The organism is Lachnoclostridium phytofermentans ISDg (assembly GCF_000018685.1).
Lineage (GTDB): Bacteria > Bacillota > Clostridia > Lachnospirales > Lachnospiraceae > Lachnoclostridium > Lachnoclostridium phytofermentans.
In genome coordinates this window covers 2,355,972-2,379,322 of the sequence record NC_010001.1, presented here as the reverse complement: position 1 = coordinate 2,379,322, position 23,351 = coordinate 2,355,972, and the positions used below count along the sequence as shown (strand labels likewise).

The window sequence follows — 23,351 nt, the reverse complement described above, 5'->3', positions numbered from 1 at the left end:
TTGAAATTGTACTAATGTACGATTTGCTCTTCTACAGAGGAGTTCAATTAATTTTGTTGTTAAATAACCAAGGCTTAATACCAAAGTATGATGCTACTGTTACCCAAATAATTACGGCAAATAACGCTGCACATAGGATAATCAGGGCATCCGAAGAATCCCCCCTTAAATCTACCATATTATAAATAGTTTCTGCTACGGCTTTATTTACCATAGTCATTACTAACACACCCAGAAATTAATAACTGCTGCCATCAAGATCGCTTTTTTGGGTGATAGCAATCTTGTTGATACACAAGAAGCAATTACATTTGGGGCATCTGTCCAACCATTTATTAATAATACCACTAATTTTAATAATACTGTTATAAATAGCGCTGGGTTACTCGTAATCTGTATTAAAAAATCAGATAACGAAACGCTCATGAACTTTCCCCCTTTGTCTAAATTCAATCACATATTACCATTCGTTAAACATAACAACAATACAGTATAATGATTTTTAACAAATTCTTTACAACTTTTTTTCATAACTAGTCTGTTTTTGTTAATAAATAGTAAAAATTGCTTAATAAATAAGTATTTCTTCCTATTTATATACTTTATGTTATCTTGTAACTAATCCTGGTATCTATCCCTAATTGTATCCTGTATTTCAAATTTTAAATATTTTATTTCTTTTTTGTTTTGCATTTCTTTTTCTATTATCCAAATTCTTATTCTGTAATTTATTTTTTACTGTTTTTGAATTTCTTTTTCTATTATTTAATTTCGTTTCAGTTTTCGAATTTATTATCTGTCGTTCAATTTCTATAAACATAATTTCGATTCTAAATGCTATTTTAACATATTTTTCTTGCTTATATATCCTATGAATTATATAATTATGGTGATATATAGCACCGCTAAATTAGAGTTTCTACAATACTAAAATAAGAAGAATGTGGAGGATGTTATGGAATCTTTACTATTCAGAATAACCACCCTAGGTTGGGGCCCAGTAATAATGTATCTCATTGGTGGTATTCTAATTTATCTAGCAATTTGTAAAGACTATGAACCAGCGCTCTTATTACCAATGGGATTTGGCGCAATCCTAATTAATCTACCCTTATCCGGTGTTATCAACCAAACCTATGAAGGAATCGGGAATGTAAATGGTATCATTGAATGGATGTTTCATGTAGGAATAGAAACCTCCGAAGTACTACCAATTTTACTCTTTATTGGTATTGGTGCAATGATTGATTTTGGTCCTCTTTTATCAAATCCGAAAATGTTTCTTTTTGGTGGTGCCGCACAATTCGGTATCTTCTTAACAATGACTTTAGCAGCTATATTAGCACCTGTATTCGGATTCAATCTTAACGATTGTGCATCCATTGGTATTATTGGTGCAGCGGATGGACCTACTTCTATTTTAGTGTCCCAAGTATTAAAATCTCAGTACATAGGAGCTATAGCAGTAGCCGCCTATTCCTACATGGCTTTAGTTCCAATCGTTCAACCATTCGCAATTAAACTTGTTACAACAAAGAAAGAACGTATGATTCGTATGCCCTACAATCCGGCTACTATATCGAAACGTACACGAATTCTCTTTCCTATTATCGTAACCGTAATTGCAGGTTTTATTGCTCCAATGTCTGTTTCTCTCGTAGGTTTCTTAATGTTTGGTAACCTTTTAAGAGAGTGTGGCGTATTAAACTCTTTATCCGATACCGCTCAGAACGTTCTTGCAAACTTAATAACACTATTACTTGGTATCACTATTTCATTTAGTATGAAAGCGGACGCATTTGTAAATGCTCAAACTGCTATCATCATGGGACTTGGCTTATTTGCTTTCGTATTTGATACCATTGGTGGTGTGTTATTTGCGAAATTCCTAAACCTATTTTTAAAGAATAAAATTAATCCAATGGTAGGTGGTGCCGGAATCTCAGCTTTCCCAATGTCTGCACGAGTAATACAAAAGATGGGTCTCAAAGAAGATCCATCCAACCACTTATTAATGCATGCAGTTGGAGCAAATGTTGCAGGTCAGATTGGCTCCGTTCTAGCCGGAGGTATTATCTTAGAATTTTTCTTACATTAAAACATAAAGTTCTTTGAAAGGAGCTTGTACATGAACTTAGAAAATATATTTATAACCTTAGAATTTATGTGGAGAGGCATGTTAAGTATATTACTAGGAATGCTACTAATTGCTGGTATCGTTGTTATTCTTCAGAAAATTCCGGATAAAAAAGAGAAAAATAAGTAGTCCATTGATTCAAAAAGGGTGATGCATCTTAGTATTTTTATTACATGATACATCACCCTTTTTTTAATTTTAATTATTAATTCTCTTCCTTGTACTTAGCGTAACTTTTGAGATATTAATATCTTCTATACAAGGTAATGCATACGTGAACTTACTTTACCAAATACAATAAAAGTACACTTCGCGAACTTTTCGTTATCACGAACTAGGAAAAGGTACTAAGAAAGCTTTTTCCTAACAGAAATTAAAGAACAGTTTTCCATAAACCATGTAAGTTACAGTACTCAAATACTTCGATTGCTTCTTCACCTTCAGTTAATGCAAAAACAACCTTTGGTTCACTGCCTGGTGCTAAGCTCTTTCTATGACCGCCTTGATTCGTCCTTAAATATACCCACTGGATAGAATGCTCCTCAAGCATAGGATGAACAACAGTACCAACGCTTACATAAACTAAATTATCCTTTACTTCCACTACCGGAACATGTTTTTCCTGTGCTCCATCCGAAGTATTAGCAACTAACTCAGTCATCTTTTTACCACAACATACCACTGGAACACCCTTATCTTCAATCATCCCGATAATGTTTCCACATGTCTCACAAATAAAAAATTTTTGCTCTTTAGTCATACGTATTCTCCTCTCTAAAAACAACGTCCTTCTTTTTGCTTTCTACAGTTCGGATTCGTTCCGCCTGGTAAGCAAAAGTAACATATTTCATTTATCAAAGACTCATCATGAAAATAAGCTCTAAGATTCTCAATCGTAGTCTCAGCAATATTACTTAACGCTTCATTGGTTAAGAAACCTTGATGAGATGTTATAATAACATTTGGCAGACCTACTAATAAAGATAGCACATCATCCTTTGGTATAGTACCCGAATTATCCTCGAAAAATAAATCGGATTCTTCTTCGTATACATCAAGTCCAGCACCAGCAATCCTCTCTTCTTTCAGAGCTACTAATAAGGCTTCACTATCAATCAATGCACCTCTTGATGTATTTATAATGACAGCATCCTGCTTCATTAATTTTAAGGTTTCGGCATTAATCATGTGTTTTGATTCTTCTGTCAATGGACAATGTAACGATATTACATCACTTTCAGAAAAGAGCGTCTCAAGACTAACATACTCTATATCTTTGCTATGATCTGGATATAAATCATATGCCAGTACACGCATACCAAAACCTTTACATATATCAATAAATACTTGACCTATCTTACCTGTGCCAACAACTCCTATTGTTTTTTTATAAAGGTCAAATCCAATTAATCCTTTTAAACTAAAGTTATAATCTCTTGTTCTAATATAAGCACGATGTATTTTACGGTTTAGACATAACAACAAAGCCATTGCATGCTCTGCGACAGCATGTGGAGAATATCCCGGTACACGTACTACTGCTATTTTTTGGTAAGCTTCTTTAAAGTCAATATTGTTATAACCAGCACAACGCATTGCAATTACTTTAATTCCTAACTGATACAATTCTTCAATCGTTTCTTTATCTATCGAATCATTCACAAATGCTATCACAGCTTGACAACCATGAGCTAACTTTGCAGTATCTGCATTTAATTTATTTTCATAATATTTAATTTGAAATTCACCGTTATTTTTACGATCAAACCATTCCTTATCATAGGATTTGGTGTCAAAACATGCTACTTTTATCATATGTTCCTCCTTTATACATTACAAGGAAAAGTTCGAAAAGAGTACTTTTTCTTGTTTAATATGTAATAATATTTTGCTACAAATCTATAGCTTTTCTCTTTATGTTAAAACTCTATCTATGACAGATAGTAATCTCCATCTGTCATAGATCAGTTTATTGGTTCATTTGTAGTATTTCCTGATTTATTTTTTCCCCGATTTATTTGTAGCCTTTGAAGTAGTTTTGCTGGTGCTAGCACCTGCCTTATTCTTTTCGTTCTTTCCTGCAACTACCTTTCCTACTGGACCCATAGCTTTTCCACTATCCTTACCCATAACTCACCTCCAGATACATATTGGTATAACCTTTATCATTCCTATATTTATAGGAATTTCCTATATTTATAGGAATTTCCTATATTTATAGGAATTTCCTATATCATAATGGAATTTCATATGTAAGCAACCATAATAAATTATCTAAAGTATTTATAATTGTTATATTATAGATGCCAGTTTTTGTCAACGCATATTAGTAGTACTTTTTTGCTTGTCCCACTGTATAAATGACAACATTCTACATATTAAAATCGATAGTACTATAATCACGTTTATTCTCTAGTATAACTTTATCGTAGCCTTTTATGCTTTTGTTTATAGTAGATTTTATGCTTTTGTTTATAGTAGGCTTTATGCTTTTGTCAAAAGTAAATGAGTTCTTCCCATTCTTCATAAATAGCTTCTAATTCTTTTTCAATAGTTTGCTTTTCCAAGAAAATATCTTCCAGATATTTTATATCTGAGTTATGCATGTTCATTTCGTTCTCTAGTTCTTTTTGTTTTATCTCCATCTTTTCTATGTTTTCTTCAATCAGGGCTAAACGTTTGATTCTCAGCGCATCTGCATTCTTGGAACGAATCGAATCATCTGACTTTTTAATTTGTACCACTTTATTTGATTTAAATATGAGACTATTTATACCGCTTATGCTGTTATCTTTTTTCTTTTTAATCTCTTCCAGATAATAGTTATAATCACCATCATAGGTGTTGATCTCGTAATCTTCAATCTCCATAATTTTATCTGCCACCTTATTGATAAAATACCTATCATGGGAAACAAAAAGCAAAGTTCCCTCATATTCTGCTAAAGTTCCACTGCCGTTTTTTCCAATAATACAGGCACTGTCCTGATAGAAAATATTTAGATTAATATTCTTAAGTAATGTTTTCTCTTCAAAAGATTTGCTGATATCCTCTACCTCAAGAACAAATTTCCCGGTTCTATTCACGATATCCTGATTAAAGCGGACTTTCTTTGAATCAAGAACAGGGCGTCCCAGAACTTCCATCTTTTCTAGTCTTTTTTCAAGCTCCTTCGCTCGTTTAAACATCTTATCACTATCTCGCATTTCACCCCAAATTCGGTATCGTTTGATTTGATTTTCCATTTGCTCTATTTTCTTTTGCTGGTTTTGATAATTCTTATAATCGATAAGAAATCTTCTTTCTTTTTCGACCACAAAGTAGCTATAATTACCGTTATAAATATTAGCTCTGCTATATTCCAATTCAACTACTTTATTCACAACACTATCCAAAAAGTATCTGTCATGAGATATGATTAACACGGAACCTTTATACTCTTTTAAAAACCCTTCCAGCCAGCCAATTGTTTCTAGATCCAGATGATTGGTAGGTTCATCAAGCAGTAATATATCTGGTTCCTCTAAGAGTATTTTAGCTAAGACAACTCTGGTCTTCTCTCCTCCGCTTAAATTGTTAAAGGCCATCTCTTTTAGATTATCAGTAATTTGTAATCCTTCTGTTATCTTATTGATTCTGGTTTCTAAATCATAACCACCATCTAGCTCATATTGTTCAGATAAATTCCCATATTGGTGGATTGCTTTCTCTAATTCAGTTCCTTTTAATTTTTCAAACTGTATTTCTAATTGATTCATTTGATTCTTAATGATGGATATTTGCTCAAAAGCCGCGCGAATAACTTCTATGGTTTTTATTTTCTCATCATATACAGGAATTTGATTCAAATATCCTATCTTTGCTCCCTTGCGAAGATGAATGTCACCTTCTTTATAATCTTCTAAGTCCATCATGATTTTTAATATGGTTGTTTTCCCACATCCATTATGACCGATTAAACCAATTCTTTCCCCGGTTTTTATGTCAAATGTAATGTTCTCGAATATTTTTGTTGCACCGTAATATTTTGATACATTGTTAATTCCTAATTCTATCATGCTAACCTCCTATAGACGCAAAAAACCCAAAGCCAATAAGCCTTGGGTTTTTTCATATATTATAATGATTCTACATCATTCTATATCAATGATTTTATATCATTTTTATTATGAATATTCCAAAATTCCTATGTGGACTCTCCTAAATCTATTAAATTTGGACGCACTTATCCCCTTAACGAAAAATAATGCTATCATAATAGATTCTAATTTTATCCATTTAAGAATTCGATTCATTTCAAAATATCCCTTTCAAAATAGAAGTAATCATAATTAAGTCTCACAATAAAAGCTAAGTCAATAATACACGTCTGTATATGGTGTTGATTTAATATTCCATATATTGCTATCATAAGTGATATTTCTTTTTAAGTCAAGTAGTTACAAACCGAAATGCTTTGCAATTATTTCAAACGTTTCTGTTCGAGTATCAGTTTCAGTATTGCTTCTCACAACGGTAAAAAATCCACTGTTTGCAAATAGATCATAATGCTTTTGACTATTAATTCTTGCTATGCAGTCTTTGAAATTTTGAAGTGTTTTTTCAGGATTAGGACACTTTGCAATTTCTGATAACAGAAACTGCTTTTCTTCATCCCCTCTATCAAAAAACTTCTCTACAGACATTGACTGAGGGGACAACATAATTACAACATGGGCATAATCTGTTATTTCTTTCAGGACATCGCAAGGAATATTGGTATCAATGACTATTCTAAAATTATGTCTATTCTAATGGAAGAATTACGGTATCGAATGCTGGAATATCCTTTGTATATGTTCTTCCTTTAATTGTTACAGATGATTCTTGTAAGGTATTGCTATTATTAATCATGACAAGAATTTTATCTTTCTCGTAATAAGCACATTCTGTATATACATTGTTTGTAATTCCTTCTTGATGGAAGGATTCCCCTGCTGCATATAATATAATATTTAGAAGCGTTCTAGCATTCTTAATAGAATGTTCATAAGAAGCAAGATAGATACCACGTCCTCTTCCAAATTCATAAGAAGTCATAACTGGTATTCCATTCTCTTCTTTTAAAACCTTTGCTAAACCATCTGTGAGATAAATGTTTCTCTTTGCCTTTGGTCCGCATTCCGCAAATTCTAATTCTTCTACTGGTTCTTCTGTAAAACTATAACGTCCATGAGAAACGCGGTCACCTAGATCCATGTCAACGCCGAGTACGTGTGCCATACGATATAGTGTATCATAACCAGTAAGAGCACTTGGTTCGTTAACCCCGATAAATGCTTTTCCTTCATAAACAAATCTTGTTAAGCGTTCTATGATCTCCTGATCCTCCCAAGCTTGGCCCCCAGTCCATGCAGAACCCATAATTCCTGCATTAATTACAACGTCAACTTCCTCAAGAGCGCCTTGATTAATATCCTCAAAATTAATAAACTTAACATCGAATGGAAGTCCAGATAAGCTTTCATTGATATGAATTAAATCATGCATATAGGTCTCATGAAAATGTCCAGATAATGTCCACGAACGTAGTGAGCCCCAGCTATGAAGCACCGCAATACGTGGTTTTAGAGCCATTGGTTTTCCCGCATTATGAAGTTCTTTGATTCGGCGGAACTCATTTGCTATTTTTTCTATATAGTCAGTAAAATCTGGGAAGTCCTCCACTAAGTGAAGATAGCCTCCCAAACCAATTCTATCAATTGGCTCCCTTAATAAGGCTCTTCGAACACTAATCCAGTAGTTCTTTGCATCTAGTGTTGGATTACCACCTTCCATAAAGGTAGGAGCTCCACCAAGGCCAACTGGGAATAAATATGGATGAAGTCTTAATTCATGGGTATTAACCTTAACTCCAGCACATAGTCTTACTTCAAAACCTGAAAATACACATTTAATTAAACCATCAAAACCGAATTTTTCAAAGTTTTTATGATAAGGCTCAACACCTACCCAACTATCATCATAAAATACATAAGCTAATTTTCCATAGTTATGTACAATGTCAATTAATTTCTTGCCAAAGTCTACTACGAAATTATTAATAAATTCCATCCAATCAAGCTTATGTTTATCTGCCGGCATATGAGTAACATGGAACTTACCTTGATGAATAAAATCTTCTGCAGTAAGTACATACCCATACTCTTCTTCAAACAACTTTAGTGCATGTGGGCTTACTGTAAAATCGTAGGATGCCCAATCAGAGAATAGATATCGATTTTTCTCATTGCTTCCCCACATCCAAACGAAGTTATAAAACATAGAAGTAAATCGAACAACTGTCGTCTGTTCATGTTTTTTACACCAGTCATCCATCCAAGTAAGTAAATACTCTTGAGTTTCTTTATGTATCGGATCTATTTGCATCAAATGTTCTTTATTCCAATTGTTTGTAGTATGGTTATACATTGAGATTTCTTCCCAGATACGGTAAGCCATAAAACTAACCGTATATTTATGCCATGGGCAGATGCCTGTTAAAACTACGGTTTGATTCTGTGGATGATAGCTCCAGCTCTCTTTCTGAAGAAGGGTTTCTGTCGTTCTATCATAAACCTGCCAGTACTCTAGGGCTTCCTCACTATCATTTACTAAAAACTGCTCTTTAAAAAAGCCTTCCATCAAATCTATTGTTAAAGTTTCCGAATTAGCTACTACAGGACTTGTAACCAGAAAAGTCTGCTGTAATTTGTCTATATTAGCTTTCGCCCAAGCGTTATGATCTCTTATCAAACAGATGGTGGAATAGATTCCGTATCCAGCATTTAAAATATCATCTGATAACTCAGTTCCATCACTATCACGAATAACATCAGCTCCCCATCTATTTGCAAGTTCTAATGTTAACTTCTCAAACCCGGCTTCGCCAGGAAGCGTGAATCCACCTTTGGTAATCTCCTTTTGTTGTTCCACGTTATTTCTCCTTATCTATGCATGATAGGACTATCGCAATGATCAGAATACACAAGAAAAAGTGCGCATCGCGTAAACTTTTCCTTGTCATAAATCATGCGATAGCCCTAGTTCACTAAAATAATTTCTGGCTATCGTCCACAAGTGCGGATAAGAACGAAAGTGCTAAACCTTGACCCCATCCCTGCATCCAGGTCTTAGGTACATTACGGTAACCTTCTCTGTCTTTCATTACTGCTGTTCCGCCAGAAACATTAAGTACTCTACCATCTTCTGATATGTTTTTAAGAATACCATCAAGTGCTTTTTGAATATATTTGGTGTGAAGTGGATTTTGGTTTGTTACCATTGCTGCTGCGATTCCACAGCTTGCAGATACTTCTTCGTAGGACTCTTCATCATCAAGAATTGTTCTCCATAAGCCATCTTTTGTCTGTAAGAGTTTAAGAGCTGCTAGTTGGTCACGTAGTGCGCAGTCAATTTCCATATAGTTTGGATATAAATATGGTTCAGGAAGTCTTTTACTAACCTGTGACATTGTATAAGCTGCCCAAGCATTGGCACGTCCCCAATAAAATCCTGACATATGATCTTTATTGATATTGTTATAACCATGATACCAAAGACTTGTTCTTGGCTCTTGTAAATATTGAATATGCCAATAATACTGATTAAGTGCATCATCGATCATATCAGGATCCTTTAATTTCACGCCTACACGCAACAAGAAAAATGCTGCCATAAATAAAGTATCTGCCCATGCTTGTTCTGGAAAATCATTATTAACGGATACGGTATGTTGAAGTACATTATCGCCAAAACGTAACGCTTTATTACGAATATAATCAATTTTGCTCATGACAATATCCCAATATTTTTCATCATTAGTTGCTTCATATAATGTAATCATACAGTGTCCCATTGCACAGGTATTTACTGTCCAATTAGGTAAACCAAGTGCAATGTATTCATCTGTCCATTGTTTTAATAGATTGATATATTCTTCATTTTTTGTAACGCGATAAGCCTCACTTATTCCATAATAAGCAACTCCACAAGGCCAATCCCATGTCATATCCATTGTCATCGTTTTTTTCACAACACGGTCAATTACTTCTAATATATTTTCTCTGTCATACTCAATTTTTAACATATTAATCTCCATTCTGCCATCGCCTTGCGTTTTTGAGCGTCAGCACAAATTTGCTGTGTGCATTACTTTCGTATTTATTTTGTGATACCACATAACCCCCCTGAAAAAACAGGAGGGTTACATGGTATTATAATCTTATTACTTTTTTCCTTTGTTCTCTCCATAAGTAACTTTTCTAGCTAATTAGTTTTTGGATACTCACTTTTATCCTTGTCAGTATTCTTTTTCTTTCATCTTTTGTACATTAATACCTTTTCTTTTATCACGTGTATATTATAACATTACTTTTATCTGGTGTATTATTACCTTTACACTTATCTAGTGTACATTATTACTTTTACACTTATCTAATGTATTATTACCTTTACATTTAACTGGTGTACATTATTACTTTTTCTCTTATCGTGTGTACATTATAATCTTTACTTCTCATTTGTTACCAGATACAATCTCTTTTGTTTTTATTTATTCGTACCTAATCGTAGATATCATAACTTCTTCATAAGTATTTTTTATATAAATCGTTTTTCTCATAAAGTATATAAATATCTTCTTCGTCAGTATTTTATAAATAGCATTTTAACTTTAGTAAATTTGTATCTAGTATATTTTTTTTGGAGAATTTCTAAATTAAAACCTAGTTGTATCCACCACTTGTGATAGCTGCTTGTTTCTCATCAAGAATTGTCTGATATCCAGCTGCTAAGTAATCTTCACAAGCTTTCTTATAAACATTTTCAAAATCAGCTTCTGGAGCCATAGTACACTTTACATAAAGCTCTTTAAAAAGATCATTTAGATCAGACTTAAACTCTGCAACAGACTGAATGGTATCTAAGAAAATTGCATCTGGAGTCATATACTCTAAATTAGCAATATAATCCTTATATGCATCTTCAATAATATACTCATATCCAGCTGGAGCCCAGTTTGCGATATTAGCCTTGTAGTTTAAATCTTGATTTGAGTATTGAGCACTCTCTACTACTAAACACCAGTAGTCTTTGTTGTTGTTATTAGAAAGTTTAGATTCTCCTGCAAAGTCTGGAGTCTTAACTGCTAAACCTTCTTCATTGAAAGTATAGTTTTGACCTTCTACACCATTTTGGAAGAAGAATAAGTTATCTGGCTGGCTTAACCACTCAAGATACATCCATATAGCAATTCTTTCTTCAGCTGTAGTAGTAGAATTGATACCCATAATCATACCAAATGGCCAGTAACCACGTTGCTGTGGAACGCCACCCTCTGAAACGTTAGCAGCAATTGGAAGTAAGGAAACCTTAGCATCTGGATTGTTTGCTAAAAGTGAAGTTAAAACATCAGTAGAGCTTGAGATATAGAAACTATATACACCGCTGTTACCAGATACGAAGTCTGCCTTTGTAGCAGCATCATCTGTATTTAAGTAGAACTCTTTATCAATTAAGTTGTTGTTATACTGATAGTTTAAGTTCTTTAAAAACTTATGTGTCGGTTCCCATGGTAATGCAGCAACAGAAAGATCGGAATATAATGCTCTCTCGTCTGCATCGATTGGCCAGGAACGGAAGAAATAATCATAAATGAAGTTATTCTGAAGTAAAGTACCACCACCATTTCCAAGACCTGCATCTCTCCAAGCAGCATATAATTCATTTAATTCAGTTAAGTTAGTAGGCATAGTCTTACCAACTTTGTCGATCCAGTCTTGTCTTACTAAAGTAACCCAGTTATAAGCAGTTGGTCTGTTAGCAAAGAAGAATACCTTCTCACCGTTAATCGTACCATAAGAATCAATAGTAGCACCAAGGTTCTTATAGTATGTAGGAGCATAGTTAGCAATTTCATCGTAGTTTAATTCTTGCATAGCACCTTCATCGTAGTATGCAATTGCCTGTGGCATATCATAATGGAAAATGATATCAGGTGCTGTACCAGCAGCTAACATTTGTGTATAGTCAGTTACCTCTGTTGATCTACCAATAGCTACAAATTCAACTGTGACATTATACTTCTCACCAAATTCTTTTTGTACCCACTGAGTATAGTAGTTGTTTGTTGGATTCCAACCTTCAAATGCTCTGTCATAAACAGGAATTTGAATGGTTACATTTTTTTCGAATCCGTTAGAGTAATCCTTAAAAGCGCTTTCTGGAGCTTTAGTTGGATCTGTAGACCCCTGATTATTATCAGCTGCCTTTGTAGGCGCTGTAGTAGGGTCATTCTTGGTTCCAGTTGATTTGTCTTTGCTGCCGCAACCTGCTAACACTGCTGTAGACATAGCAAGTGTTAAAGCGAGTGCTGCTGCTTTTTTAATTGACTTTCTCATAATTGTACCTCCCTTTTTAAAATACATTTATATAGCATCCGGAACACCGGAAAACTATCAACCTTTTACTGAACCAATCATAGTTCCTTGAACAAAGAACTTCTGTACGAAAGGATAAATACAGATGATTGGTATCGTTGCAAACATAATACATGCTGCTTTTAAAACTTCTGGATTTGTTATCTGAGCCCCGCCTTCTGATGCTGCCTGTAAAGACTCCGTGGCTGAAACTACTAAGTAATACATTTTTAATTGTAGAGGTCTTAAGGATACATTCTGTTTTACATAGAACAATGCATCTTGATATGCATTCCAACGACCTACTGCGTAGAATAAAGATAAAGTTGCAAGAATCGGTTTGGATAAAGGCACAACAATCTTTCCAAGAATCTGAAATTGTGTTGCTCCATCCAAATGAGCTGATTCAATTAAGCTATCCGGTATCGTACTTTGTAAGGATGTCTTCATAATTAGAAAGTTATATGGACTGAATGCTAATGGTAAAATTAACACCGCCCAAGTATCTAAAAGTCCTAAGTTATTGATCAATAAATACTCAGGAATAATACCTGCGGAAAAATACATCGTAAACAAAAAAACGAAAGTAAAGAAGGAACGACCCTTTAAGCCTTTTCTTGATAATGGATATGCAGCGCATAAGGTTATTAAAATACCAAGCATCGTAAATAGTATGGTTACTACTACGGATACATAGAAGGATCTTAGTATACTAGAATCTGCAAATACCTTCTTGTACGCTGTTATCGTAAATTCTTTCGGGAGTAATAATACCTTATTAGCAATAACATAAGCTTCATTACTTACGGATTTTGCAAAAACATGTAGAAATGGTAATACACAAGTAAGTGCAACTAATACTAAAAAAAGGTGGATTAAAAATGATGCTATTTTGTCAGTTATTTTATGTTTTTCTACTTTTTTATTTAAACTTCTTGTTTGTAATTTTGCTTCCATCTGCTCTCCTCCTTATAACAATCCATCTTCGCCAAGTTTCTTCGCAATTCGATCAGAAATAAGAACAAGTGCAAGTCCAATCACAGACTGGAATAAACCGATTGCTGTTGCCTCACTGTACTTACCATTTGATAAGCCCAAGCGGTAAACAAGGATAGGAATAGTTGTTGTATATTTTGGAGTAGCTACATTCATAAGTGCATATACATTTTCAAAAGAACCTGCCATAATCTTACCTAAGTTCATAATAAGAAGAGTTACAATGGTACTTCTAATACATGGAAGTGTAACATTCTTAATTTTTCCCCAACGACCTGCTCCATCAACAGTAGCAGCCTCATATAATTCTGGATTTACACTTGTAATCGCTGCTAGGTAAATAATCGTTCCCCATCCCATTGTTTGCCATACGTTAATAACAACGTAAGAAATTAACCAATGAGTATCCTCTTGTAAAAATGGTATTCTGGAACCACCTAGTGATACAATAATGTTATTAATTACACCGTTTTCCTGACCAAAAATCTGGTAAGCCATCGCACCAATAATAATGAAGGATAGGAAATGAGGTAAATAAATTAAGGTTTGTGTTACTTTCTTAAAGTATTTATTCTTGACTTCATTTAATAAAAGAGCTAATATAATTGGCATTGGAAATCCAAATACTAAGGTTAATACATTAAGTAACAAAGTATTTCGAACAGCAGAACCAAAATTTCTCATGGTAAATACTTTACGGAAGATATCAAATCCAACCCATTTACTACCATTGAAGCCTTTTAATATCTTATAATCTTTAAATGCTATGGTTAGTCCAAAATAAGAACCATATTTAAAGACTAAAGCAAATGCTAATGGTACTAATAGCAATACATACAATTGCCAATCTTTCTTTATGTAATGAAAAATGCCCCTCTTCTTCATTTGTAAAGGAACTACACTGTTGCTTATCTTATTTGCCTTGGCAAATTTCACAAATATCATCTCCTTCTGTTTGTTGTTTTGTGCGTTTTTTCATTTAGCATACTCACACTATAAACTGGTTCAAGTACTTTGTAAATAATCACTTTTGATACCACGTATCGTTTTTGATTATATAAAAAACCCTTATTTTAATAGTGTTTCAATGCATCAATAAGAAAATGATACAATTTCTTATCTATAAATAGACATGTCCGAATTACCAAATCATGACTTTTAAGTATCAAATGTGATAGCTGAAATCAAAAAAAATATCCATAAAACCAATTTAACAACTTGGATTTATGAATATTTTGCACAAATAAAAATATTGAATTATTTTACATTATTCTTAAAGTCACTCGGAGATACTCCTTCATACTTTTTAAAGAAACGATTCAAGCTCTGTACATTATGATATCCAACTTCTGTTGCTATCTGAGTAAGGCTCAAATCCGCGTGTAGTAATAAACGTTTTGCCTCATCAATACGTAAAAGATTTACATTGTCCATCAAACTGTTCCCGGTGTCCTCTCGTATCACTTTTCTCATATACGAATAACTAATTCCAATCTGATTTGCAAGATCTTCAAATACGATTTCCTCTTTGTAGTGTTTTCTTATATACTTAATGATTAGTTCTGAACTTTTCTCTGATGTATCTTCATGAAAACTCTTTAAATAATCTGTAATGGATACAAAAACCTTTCCTAAATAGGCTTCTATATCCTCTAATGTATCCATTCCACCTATCATTTGATATAAATTTGTGTTATTACCAAAAACTTTACTAGAATTAATATTGTGTTCCATCATGAATTTTACGGTAGCACCTGCTAGCTGATTTAAAATCAGTAACAAATTTTCATAGGATATATCTTCTTTTTGCTTAATATCATCAAATAGATTGATAAGCTCTACTCTCGCACTATCCGCATCACCGGATGAAAGAAAGTTTAGTATCTTTTTTTCACTATTATAAGAATAGGAATACTTGTTATTCTCTTTTTTTTGCGGATTCCAGAAGATAATTTGATTTCTACCCACAATAATACGTCGCTTAATAGCTTCTAGTGCTTCCACATGACATTCATTAATCAGCTCATATCCATTATGCACAGTAGAAACTCCAACCGTTACGGTATATTCAAAGACACGCTGTGCTTCTTGACGTATACCAGTTAATATATTAAATAACTCTCTAGATACTTTTACATAATCATAAGATTTCATGTTTATAATGATAGCCATCATACCTGCACCATCTCGCATGGATTCTACATGATACCCTTCAGAAAATACTCTTTTTATCTTTTCTTGCAGTGCAAAACGTTGAATACTACGCTTGTCTTTTCCTGTCGTCTCTAAATAACGCTTCGTATTGTCAATCGATAGTATCGCTACCATATAATGATTGTATGGAAATATTTTTTCAACATTTTCGATTTCTTTTTGATTCGTAACTTCGCCAGTTAGTAAATTATGAAGAAGTAAGTTTCTAGCTTCCTCTTCCTTTTCCTTTAAAAGGTGATGCAATTCACTCTCTTGCTCCTGTATTTTTTCAATTGCACCACTTAAAAAAGAAAGTTCATTTTTCACCCCAAGTTGCTCCATACCATTGAGCTGTTTCACATTTTGAACTAACTTTCTCATTGGTTTAGAAAACTCTCTAGATAATACAATTACTACAATAGTCCCAAGAGCTATTATAATTGAGATAAATATGGTATACCCATTACGCACACTATCTGATTTACTCATCAGCGTATCCATATTATAAGTGTTGACATAAATCCACTGGAATTGTGATGATTTTTGAAAAGTTAATAAGATAGCACGATCTCCATCCTTTTGATATTGATAGCCTGTTGTTATACCGCTCGCTAAAGAATCTTTTACAAATTCCATGTCTTCAAACTTTTTAAGAAATTTAGACTTCTCTTTATGCGATATAATCGTGCCATCTGGCATTACTATAATCCCCTGTGCATCATCTGAATTAACACTCGAAAGTAATATTTCATTCAATCGTTGTGCATCAACATTAACAACAATGGTACCTTTGGTTGATGTCGTTAGTTTATTTAAGCGATAAATATAGGAAATGACATTTCTCACTTCTCCAGTTGACTTACTATTTGTAAGTTCAGAAACGGTTGCAGTGTTATAAGTTCTTGGGTACCATAAACCAGCAGAACCCAGTGCTTTTAAATCCATTTCATTAATCCATGAAATATCTTCATAGGCTTGTTTTTTAACAACTCCTCGGTTCGTTGAGATAACATAGTCAGCATCATCGAGACAAAAATAGATAGAACTAACAATTTTATTGTTATTTTGAATCTCTTTCATCTGATCATAGATACCGGTGGCAACTTTTATTTTACTGTATTCTGAGTTTAACGCTTTATATGTAGTAATGTTTTTCAATCCATTAAATTCGTTGGTTCCAACCATTTGTAATATGTTCTTAACTATATTCATTAAAATAGCTTCGCTATAAGAACTGCTCGTATCAATTTGAGCCATAGCAGAATATGCAATTTCTTCTTCAGAATACTTCATCATTTGTACATTGCTGTAATATCCGGTAATTACTGTTGGTATCAGGAACAATAATAACAGGATAAAAATTAATTGAATTACAATCGGAATTCGTTTCATTGCATCCTCCGAAATTTTATTTTCCTATGTATATTAACTAATATGACATCTTACATACGCATATATTTGTAGATTATGCATAGTGTATCTAATTTCAGTTCAGAATGCAAGCAAAATTATTTGGTTATTTTCTCCTAAAACTAATTTTGTATATAAAATAAATTCCTTTTCATTTCATTGACAGAATCTTCCATGATTTCTTTCTTTTGTAGTATCCAAGAAAACTCCTTCGGTGTGATGCTATTCTTTGTACAAAAGTCAATACTGATTGAGTGTTCCAACAGTTCCACCAAATTAGAATAAAAACGAAATACTTGTTTTATAAACAAATAATGTTTTTCATATGATGTATTTGCTAGCTTTAAAATAGAATCTAAGTTAACGGTCCCTGGGTATTGCCTAATCGTAATCTGTTCTGTTATGTGTTTTGCTACCAAAAATGCATGAATCCCTTCTGTTTCTGGTAAAATAATCTCTTTTATATTAATTTTCAAATCGATTAATACATCAAGATAAAGCTTGAGCTTTGGTATTATCTCCGATACTTTTCCTATTTCTTCTAAGTATTCTTGTTTTTGTAATGCCACCAATTCTCGTAATTTCTTTAGATCTTGATTTCCTACCTCTAACTTTTTCTTATTGCTTGTCCAATCATAAAGAAATTTTGTAACTATATCTTTTGAATCATTTTTGTATTTTGATAAACGCTTTTTAGCTATCAGATAGGTGCGTCTAATATCACTATCTTTCCAGTCCTTGGTTAATGATTGATCTGTTAAAAGTACAGTATAATTGGGCTTTTTACTAGGACTTCCAAACTCTTCTAATTCCTGATATAGCTGATTTATGTAAGGGGTTAAATAAGCAGTTCTAATATTATCAATCGCTATTAATAACTGTTGGCATTCTTTCTTTTTCACTTCATAATCGGCCAAAAGTTGCTCTTTCTCACTTTGATAAGTTCGGTAAATTGAATCTATCGTACTCGAGAGTTCAAATACGGAATCATTCTTTATTATACTATCGACATTAAGCATGATATTGCCCTCCCAAATATTCTTTATAAGAATCTGGTTTGGTTAAATCTTTTACTGCAACAATCTCACCATCACGAACAAGGTACTGATAATGGTCCAAAACTGTAATAAGATACTCCTCACGTACTCCAAAGGCTCGTACTTCTCCTTGATTCATTGGAAGTTTTAGATTCACCATATTCAGTGCCTTTTTCTTTGATTTACTGATAAAAATCAAAATCACACACAATATTATTAAACTAGCTATAATACCAGCACCCGCATAATACATCCACATAATACTACCTCCTCCAAACGAATGAATTCGTAACTTTATTATATGAAATTTAGGATTTTATGTCAATTAATACAATTTTTAACTCTCTAAATTTTGTACAAAAAATTAACTCTTTAAAATAATGAATACCAACCATCTGAAGTGAAAGACTTTAGATAGTGGCTTGCTATAGAAACATCCCCCTTATGGTAGAGGTTATATAAATGTTCTACCATAAGGGGGGGATTTTTTTATAGCAGTGACGAGTTATATACGATAAAATATCCGCTTAATTATAGCAGCAAAAATCAGACATATACCAGGTATAACAATAACATCACCGATTCTAGTATATAAAGTTTTATGATTATAAAATTTGATTTCACTACGTAGAGTTGTACCAATCAATGCATCTACTTTTTTTATAACTTCCCCTTTTTCATTAATAATGGAAGTTAGACCAGTATTGCTCGCACGTACGACATACCTTCCATTTTCTACTGCTCGAAGGATAGACTGTGAATGATGTTGATAAAGTGCAGCGGAATCTCCAAACCAAGAATCATTGCTAAGTACCGAAAGCAACTGTGCTCCATTCTTAACACTTTCTCTGGATATTTTCGGAAATATTGATTCATAACATATGATTCCACCAACATCTCCATATTCCGTTTCCACTGGGAAAGTTTCTGTTCCTGGAGTTTCCGTTAACTGTTCCATTAACATGGACGTAAACCCAGGAGAGATTTTTCTAAAGATTTTAGAAAATGGTAGATATTCACCGAAAGGTACTAACTTTTGCTTATAATATGGATTTTTTGATATACCATCCTTTGTTACTACATACATTGCATTATAGCTGGTGTCTTCACCCTTCACTTCTTTATGACTAAAAGAACCAAGTACAATACTAATATTATGTTTCTCACATAAGTCCATTAACTGTTTTTGCTCATCAAAAGCTTCTTCAATATAAATAGGAACAGCGGTTTCTGGCCAAAATACAAGTTTTGTATTCTCTGTGACATTATCTTCCGTCAAATCCATGTAATCCGCAAGTATCTGAATCGTTGATGTCTGCCATTTATTAATTCCAGGATGATTTCCCTGTACTAATAACACTTCAATCGCTTCAGAGTTTTCATCATCAAAGGATTTGCTCCCTCTTATAGCTCCAAATAAAATATTTCCAACCAGAAATACACCAATAAAAATGTATGCGGTTAGATTCATGAATTCTTTTTTCCAACTTAATCTCTCCGTTGCCAAAGGTAAAATCCCAAAATAACTATTCGCTTTCACAATCCCGAAAGCAAATACGCCATTGATCAATAACAATAAAATAGAAATAAATAACCCACCAAATACGGAGGCGGATTGGATAAATAACGGCCAAGGTGTTACTGATAAGGATAATCTTGCCCATGGAAATGCTACGAATCCAAGAAATTCTTGCAACCATTCCGCAAGTACATAAAGACAAGCAAGTATTACGATATCCCAAGCAGTACCTGTACGTAAATGTCGAAATGAAAGTAAAGAAATATATAACCCAAGCCCATTTTGTATCACAATGATAAGAATACCTAAACTAAGTATAAAAGTTGGCATAATCCCATCAAATGGCATAACTGAAGATAAATTATAAAGCCAATATAACACTGGCCCATAATAAAATATAGAATAGGAAAAAATGGCGATCGGTTGTAGCTTTTTTAATTCCGTATTGTTATTTTGCAAGAATACAAGAAATAGCGGTATCAAAGAAAAAAAGCATAAAAACCATGCTCTTCTTTCTAAAAATGCATATGCAGTCAATATTCCCGAAAACATGCTAAAGAGAAAAGTCTGCATTTTAGGTGAGTATTTCAATCCATTCATGTAAAAACAACCTCGCTTTTATTGGTCTTACGAATTTACTTTCCCCATAAGACAAGCCGGGTTCAATGTCCTCTGGTTCCTATTTCAGAAATTCGTGCCTATTACAATAATAATTTCTCCCATTCTTACCAAAATTATGTGAACTGTAATAGGCACAAACACTATAGAACGAAATGAATTATTTACATAAACGCCACCCACCACTATGACGAACAATCTTACTCTCTTGCTTTAGCTTTTTAACAATTTCCCCCACAGCACTGTTGAACATTTTCGTACGTCTTGGGTATCCTAATTGCTCCGCCATTATTTTACTAATCGAATCTAAAGTAATTTCACGTTTAACACGGATAATAGATAAAACTCCCGCACATAGCTCACACTCTGGAATACTCTCTATCTCTCTCTTACCATCCTCAGGTAAATAAATACGGAGATTATATTCTGTAATATCCTCTTTTTGTAATACCCCATCTTTTAAAACAAAACCATCCTTTAAATAGTTTTCTAGATAAGAGTTAATACTCTCCTTTAATTTTGGGGTAATTCTTTTTTGATCTAAAAGCTTTACAACTCTTTTTTGAAAAATCTCCTCTTTGATTGGGTGTTCTGCTAAAAGAATTGTTTCACAAACCTCCCATATATGCTCATTGGTAAGTTCATGCCCTTTTTCTACTTGAGGTTTTACTGCCTCATAGTAAAGTGAAAATCCATAACCTTTTGTTTCCTTTACGGAAGCTAGATATTGTCTTACTTCTTCCCAGTCTGTTAAATTCTTACGATAATGTCCGCCAAATGTATCTTCAATCTTTTCTTGATTCGTTAAAAGCCATTCTTCTTTTTGCTTAATTCGCTCAATTTGTTGAAAATACTTTCTAAGTTCATCCATTGTTAATCCGTCTACTTTTTTATAGACTAAGGATAGTATGAATTCTAAATCATTAATTAGTAACTGATAATTATCTTTTAATTTCGTAAATAATTCGAAGGCTTCTGTAGCAGAAAGCTCCATCAACTGATAAGATTTTGGGAATGGAATATTTTCTAATTTATTTAGGCTTTTTATATTCTCTTGTTTTATGAGACTCCTAATTAAGTCATAAAATTTTCTAACGCCATTATCATGCAAAAGTTCCTTAATAAAACTCATCGGAAGCTCTATTGAAAACATTTGGATAAAACGATAAATTGAATCGTATTCTCTTCTTAAACTCGGAAACGAGGTATCTTCTTTTATATAATTTTCACCTAATAAACTCTGAACTTTACTATTTTCATTCTCTAACCATTCTTTACACTCATGATAGATAAGAAGATTATTGTATAGAACTTCGTATTCCTGTTCATTTAAAAGTTCTATATCTTCTATAAATAAAGAGCGGAATTGCTTCTTTTGCTTCCAATAAAAACTATGAAGAAAACGAAATCCTCCCATCTTCACAGTTTGAAAGCGTTCTATCAAAGATAAATTTTCTTTAATAAATATTTCTTCCTTCCAGACCTTTCCGAGCCGTTTCTTAGATTTAATATAGTCCTCAACTTTTGTTTGTGCTAAATCAATCATTTCAATGATAGCATCGTAATTTGCTTCTACAAACCAAGCTGCGGTCGGTTTTGAATTGATATCTATTTGCATGGATAGGTTTATAAATTTTATTAGATTTCCTATTGTATAAAAAGTCAGATGATAGTGTTCTTTCATATGATGAGATATGTTATCTAGCTTAACTAACTGTTGATATCCATCCTCTATCTCAGAATATATTTGCTTAACTAATTGTAATAAATCGTTTACATTAGTCGACGACATCTGATTATGTAGCTCATTTTTTATAGAATATAATATTTCTTGATATTCCTTTTGAAAACGATAACGTATATTTACCACATCAAGTGATAATATATCTGACTGAAACTTTGTTAATACTTGATTACGTTCTCGTCCTAGACTTACTGTAACGTATTTTACATCATTATAAAAATGTGCATCTTGTTCTGTAATATTGTAATTTGGTAACTTGATCTCGTTTGTCATTTGGTTTCCCCAGTATTTCTATTTTCCTATTACTTTAGTAAGTTAATATCAAAATTAACCCAACATTGGATATCATAACAAATTTTGGTCCAAAATACTATGAACAAATTCTGTTAGAAACATAAATTTTCTTATCTATTCTTTACTTAATATTTTTAGTTAAGAAATGTAATTTCATAATTATCAGCACTTATATATTCTTCCCTATATAACAAAAAGGCTTTATAGATAATCCGAATGATTCTATTCGAACTATCTACAAAGCCTTTCACATTTTTAGATTCTATAATTTAAACCTCATTGCTAGATTTTTTTTTAACTATCTGCATCTGAATGATTCCTCGAATTACCTCGTAAAGATATGGCTTATAGTCTTCCATCGTTAATGGTTCATCATCAAGAATACAACTATAACAGCTTGAACCTACTAATTCAACAATCATAAATAACATAATTTCGGGATTCTTAAATTCATAAGGACTTTCCTCTACCATATGCAAATACGCATTATAAAAATCTGTTTCTCCGGTTTCATGTCCCTTTAACAATGCAGTCTTAAATACGCCCCAGCTTAAATTTTTTGATATAAATTTTAGAAAATCAGGTTCCATAGCCAACCGATCAATAATCTGATCTGCAATAAATATCAGTCGTTCCGGAAAATCCTTAATATTTGTTTCACTTAAGTTAAGTTCAGCTGCATGAAACAAAGTTCCTGCTTTAAATGCAATAAGCTTGTCTCGTAAATCATACTTGTCCTTAAAATATAGATAAAAGGTACCTTTGGCAACTCCAGCCTTTGTCACGATATCCGAGATCGATGTCTGAAAAAAACCTTTGGTCCGAAACAAATCAAACGAAGAATGAAAGATTGAATTTCGTTTTGCTTGTTTATTTTCCGTTACTCTTCCCATCAGCACTCAGCCCCTTTCTTATCCATGGGGAATTTGTATCTTCTCATTGTCTACCGATTAATTATCTTTATACT

The 23,351-nt window shown here is 33.0% G+C and carries 20 protein-coding genes; 2 read left to right on the top strand and 18 right to left on the bottom strand.

All coding sequences use genetic code 11. The features are described from left to right. Positions 1 to 43: 43 nt before the first annotated feature. A complete protein-coding gene (locus CPHY_RS22455; protein ID WP_157668701.1) occupies positions 44 to 220 on the bottom strand; it encodes a hypothetical protein in 177 nt (58 codons plus the stop codon). A 2-nt stretch (positions 221 to 222) separates the two neighbouring features. Next, complete coding sequence (locus CPHY_RS22450) at positions 223 to 426, bottom strand: hypothetical protein (RefSeq protein ID WP_041703463.1); 204 nt, start codon at positions 424 to 426, stop codon at positions 223 to 225. 529 nt (positions 427 to 955) lie between these two features. On the opposite strand from CPHY_RS22450, the gene CPHY_RS09950 reads away from it, so the two are divergent. Next, positions 956 to 2,098 carry a sodium ion-translocating decarboxylase subunit beta gene (locus CPHY_RS09950; protein ID WP_012199948.1) on the top strand — a complete coding sequence of 381 codons (1,143 nt, stop codon included), beginning with the start codon at positions 956 to 958 and terminating at the stop codon, positions 2,096 to 2,098. A gap of 30 nt (positions 2,099 to 2,128) precedes the next feature. Next, entirely contained in the window at positions 2,129 to 2,266 is a 138-nt protein-coding gene (locus CPHY_RS21700) for a hypothetical protein (protein ID WP_157668700.1), read from the top strand. A gap of 244 nt (positions 2,267 to 2,510) precedes the next feature. Here the strand turns inward: CPHY_RS21700 and CPHY_RS09945 are convergent, their stop codons facing one another. The 16 genes from CPHY_RS09945 to CPHY_RS09875 form a co-directional block, all read right to left on the bottom strand. Further along, on the bottom strand, positions 2,511 to 2,897 hold the full coding sequence (locus CPHY_RS09945) for a desulfoferrodoxin family protein (RefSeq protein ID WP_012199947.1): 387 nt from the start codon (positions 2,895 to 2,897) through the stop codon (positions 2,511 to 2,513). A 14-nt stretch (positions 2,898 to 2,911) separates the two neighbouring features. Then, entirely contained in the window at positions 2,912 to 3,952 is a 1,041-nt protein-coding gene (locus CPHY_RS09940; protein ID WP_012199946.1) for a 2-hydroxyacid dehydrogenase, read from the bottom strand. 183 nt (positions 3,953 to 4,135) lie between these two features. After that, positions 4,136 to 4,267 (bottom strand): hypothetical protein, encoded by a 132-nt coding sequence (locus CPHY_RS22325; protein WP_278183989.1) that lies wholly within the window; start codon positions 4,265 to 4,267, stop codon positions 4,136 to 4,138. 365 nt (positions 4,268 to 4,632) lie between these two features. Continuing rightward, positions 4,633 to 6,195, bottom strand: a complete 1,563-nt coding sequence (locus CPHY_RS09935) for an ABC-F family ATP-binding cassette domain-containing protein (RefSeq protein ID WP_012199945.1) — start codon at positions 6,193 to 6,195, stop codon at positions 4,633 to 4,635. Positions 6,196 to 6,576: 381 nt separating this feature from the next. After that, positions 6,577 to 6,822 (bottom strand): hypothetical protein, encoded by a 246-nt coding sequence (locus tag CPHY_RS09930; RefSeq protein ID WP_012199944.1) that lies wholly within the window; start codon positions 6,820 to 6,822, stop codon positions 6,577 to 6,579. A gap of 100 nt (positions 6,823 to 6,922) precedes the next feature. Continuing rightward, positions 6,923 to 9,091 (bottom strand): 1,3-beta-galactosyl-N-acetylhexosamine phosphorylase, encoded by a 2,169-nt coding sequence (gene gnpA / locus CPHY_RS09925; RefSeq protein ID WP_012199943.1) that lies wholly within the window; start codon positions 9,089 to 9,091, stop codon positions 6,923 to 6,925. Positions 9,092 to 9,206: 115 nt separating this feature from the next. Continuing rightward, positions 9,207 to 10,244, bottom strand: coding sequence for a glycoside hydrolase family 88/105 protein (locus CPHY_RS09920; RefSeq protein WP_012199942.1), 1,038 nt, complete (start codon positions 10,242 to 10,244; stop codon positions 9,207 to 9,209). Positions 10,245 to 10,881: 637 nt separating this feature from the next. Continuing rightward, positions 10,882 to 12,555, bottom strand: a complete 1,674-nt coding sequence (locus CPHY_RS09915) for a type 2 periplasmic-binding domain-containing protein (protein ID WP_012199941.1) — start codon at positions 12,553 to 12,555, stop codon at positions 10,882 to 10,884. Between the two features lie 57 nt (positions 12,556 to 12,612). Beyond that, positions 12,613 to 13,530 carry a carbohydrate ABC transporter permease gene (locus CPHY_RS09910; protein ID WP_012199940.1) on the bottom strand — a complete coding sequence of 306 codons (918 nt, stop codon included), beginning with the start codon at positions 13,528 to 13,530 and terminating at the stop codon, positions 12,613 to 12,615. A 12-nt stretch (positions 13,531 to 13,542) separates the two neighbouring features. Then, positions 13,543 to 14,514: an ABC transporter permease gene (locus tag CPHY_RS09905; RefSeq protein WP_041703460.1), complete on the bottom strand. Its 972-nt coding sequence runs from the start codon at positions 14,512 to 14,514 to the stop codon at positions 13,543 to 13,545. Between the two features lie 312 nt (positions 14,515 to 14,826). Then, complete coding sequence (locus CPHY_RS09900) at positions 14,827 to 17,154, bottom strand: AraC family transcriptional regulator (RefSeq protein WP_012199938.1); 2,328 nt, start codon at positions 17,152 to 17,154, stop codon at positions 14,827 to 14,829. A gap of 140 nt (positions 17,155 to 17,294) precedes the next feature. Continuing rightward, positions 17,295 to 18,191, bottom strand: coding sequence for a hypothetical protein (locus tag CPHY_RS09895; protein ID WP_012199937.1), 897 nt, complete (start codon positions 18,189 to 18,191; stop codon positions 17,295 to 17,297). Next, complete coding sequence (locus CPHY_RS09890) at positions 18,184 to 18,468, bottom strand: hypothetical protein (RefSeq protein ID WP_012199936.1); 285 nt, start codon at positions 18,466 to 18,468, stop codon at positions 18,184 to 18,186. Before CPHY_RS09890 ends, CPHY_RS09895 begins: the two co-directional genes overlap by 8 nt. Before the next feature lie 246 nt (positions 18,469 to 18,714). Next, positions 18,715 to 20,328 carry an apolipoprotein N-acyltransferase gene (gene lnt, locus CPHY_RS09885; RefSeq protein ID WP_012199935.1) on the bottom strand — a complete coding sequence of 538 codons (1,614 nt, stop codon included), beginning with the start codon at positions 20,326 to 20,328 and terminating at the stop codon, positions 18,715 to 18,717. Between the two features lie 178 nt (positions 20,329 to 20,506). Further along, entirely contained in the window at positions 20,507 to 22,363 is a 1,857-nt protein-coding gene (locus tag CPHY_RS09880) for a hypothetical protein (RefSeq protein WP_012199934.1), read from the bottom strand. Positions 22,364 to 22,653: 290 nt separating this feature from the next. After that, positions 22,654 to 23,277, bottom strand: coding sequence for a TetR/AcrR family transcriptional regulator (locus tag CPHY_RS09875; protein WP_012199933.1), 624 nt, complete (start codon positions 23,275 to 23,277; stop codon positions 22,654 to 22,656). Positions 23,278 to 23,351: the final 74 nt, after the last annotated feature.

What these genes read in the sequence shown, in the direction of transcription:
- CPHY_RS22455 (WP_157668701.1), bottom strand. Translation starts at nt 220, where the DNA reads ATGACTATGGTAAATAAAGCCGTAGCAGAAACTATTTATAATATGGTA.
- CPHY_RS22450 (WP_041703463.1), bottom strand. Translation starts at nt 426, where the DNA reads ATGAGCGTTTCGTTATCTGATTTTTTAATACAGATTACGAGTAACCCA.
- CPHY_RS09950 (WP_012199948.1), top strand. Translation starts at nt 956, where the DNA reads ATGGAATCTTTACTATTCAGAATAACCACCCTAGGTTGGGGCCCAGTA.
- CPHY_RS21700 (WP_157668700.1), top strand. Translation starts at nt 2,129, where the DNA reads ATGAACTTAGAAAATATATTTATAACCTTAGAATTTATGTGGAGAGGC.
- CPHY_RS09945 (WP_012199947.1), bottom strand. Translation starts at nt 2,897, where the DNA reads ATGACTAAAGAGCAAAAATTTTTTATTTGTGAGACATGTGGAAACATT.
- CPHY_RS09940 (WP_012199946.1), bottom strand. Translation starts at nt 3,952, where the DNA reads ATGATAAAAGTAGCATGTTTTGACACCAAATCCTATGATAAGGAATGG.
- CPHY_RS22325 (WP_278183989.1), bottom strand. Translation starts at nt 4,267, where the DNA reads ATGGGTAAGGATAGTGGAAAAGCTATGGGTCCAGTAGGAAAGGTAGTT.
- CPHY_RS09935 (WP_012199945.1), bottom strand. Translation starts at nt 6,195, where the DNA reads ATGATAGAATTAGGAATTAACAATGTATCAAAATATTACGGTGCAACA.
- CPHY_RS09930 (WP_012199944.1), bottom strand. Translation starts at nt 6,822, where the DNA reads ATGTCTGTAGAGAAGTTTTTTGATAGAGGGGATGAAGAAAAGCAGTTT.
- CPHY_RS09920 (WP_012199942.1), bottom strand. Translation starts at nt 10,244, where the DNA reads ATGTTAAAAATTGAGTATGACAGAGAAAATATATTAGAAGTAATTGAC.
- CPHY_RS09915 (WP_012199941.1), bottom strand. Translation starts at nt 12,555, where the DNA reads ATGAGAAAGTCAATTAAAAAAGCAGCAGCACTCGCTTTAACACTTGCT.
- CPHY_RS09910 (WP_012199940.1), bottom strand. Translation starts at nt 13,530, where the DNA reads ATGGAAGCAAAATTACAAACAAGAAGTTTAAATAAAAAAGTAGAAAAA.
- CPHY_RS09905 (WP_041703460.1), bottom strand. Translation starts at nt 14,514, where the DNA reads ATGATATTTGTGAAATTTGCCAAGGCAAATAAGATAAGCAACAGTGTA.
- CPHY_RS09900 (WP_012199938.1), bottom strand. Translation starts at nt 17,154, where the DNA reads ATGAAACGAATTCCGATTGTAATTCAATTAATTTTTATCCTGTTATTA.
- CPHY_RS09895 (WP_012199937.1), bottom strand. Translation starts at nt 18,191, where the DNA reads ATGCTTAATGTCGATAGTATAATAAAGAATGATTCCGTATTTGAACTC.
- CPHY_RS09890 (WP_012199936.1), bottom strand. Translation starts at nt 18,468, where the DNA reads ATGTGGATGTATTATGCGGGTGCTGGTATTATAGCTAGTTTAATAATA.
- lnt (WP_012199935.1), bottom strand. Translation starts at nt 20,328, where the DNA reads ATGAATGGATTGAAATACTCACCTAAAATGCAGACTTTTCTCTTTAGC.
- CPHY_RS09880 (WP_012199934.1), bottom strand. Translation starts at nt 22,363, where the DNA reads ATGACAAACGAGATCAAGTTACCAAATTACAATATTACAGAACAAGAT.
- CPHY_RS09875 (WP_012199933.1), bottom strand. Translation starts at nt 23,277, where the DNA reads ATGGGAAGAGTAACGGAAAATAAACAAGCAAAACGAAATTCAATCTTT.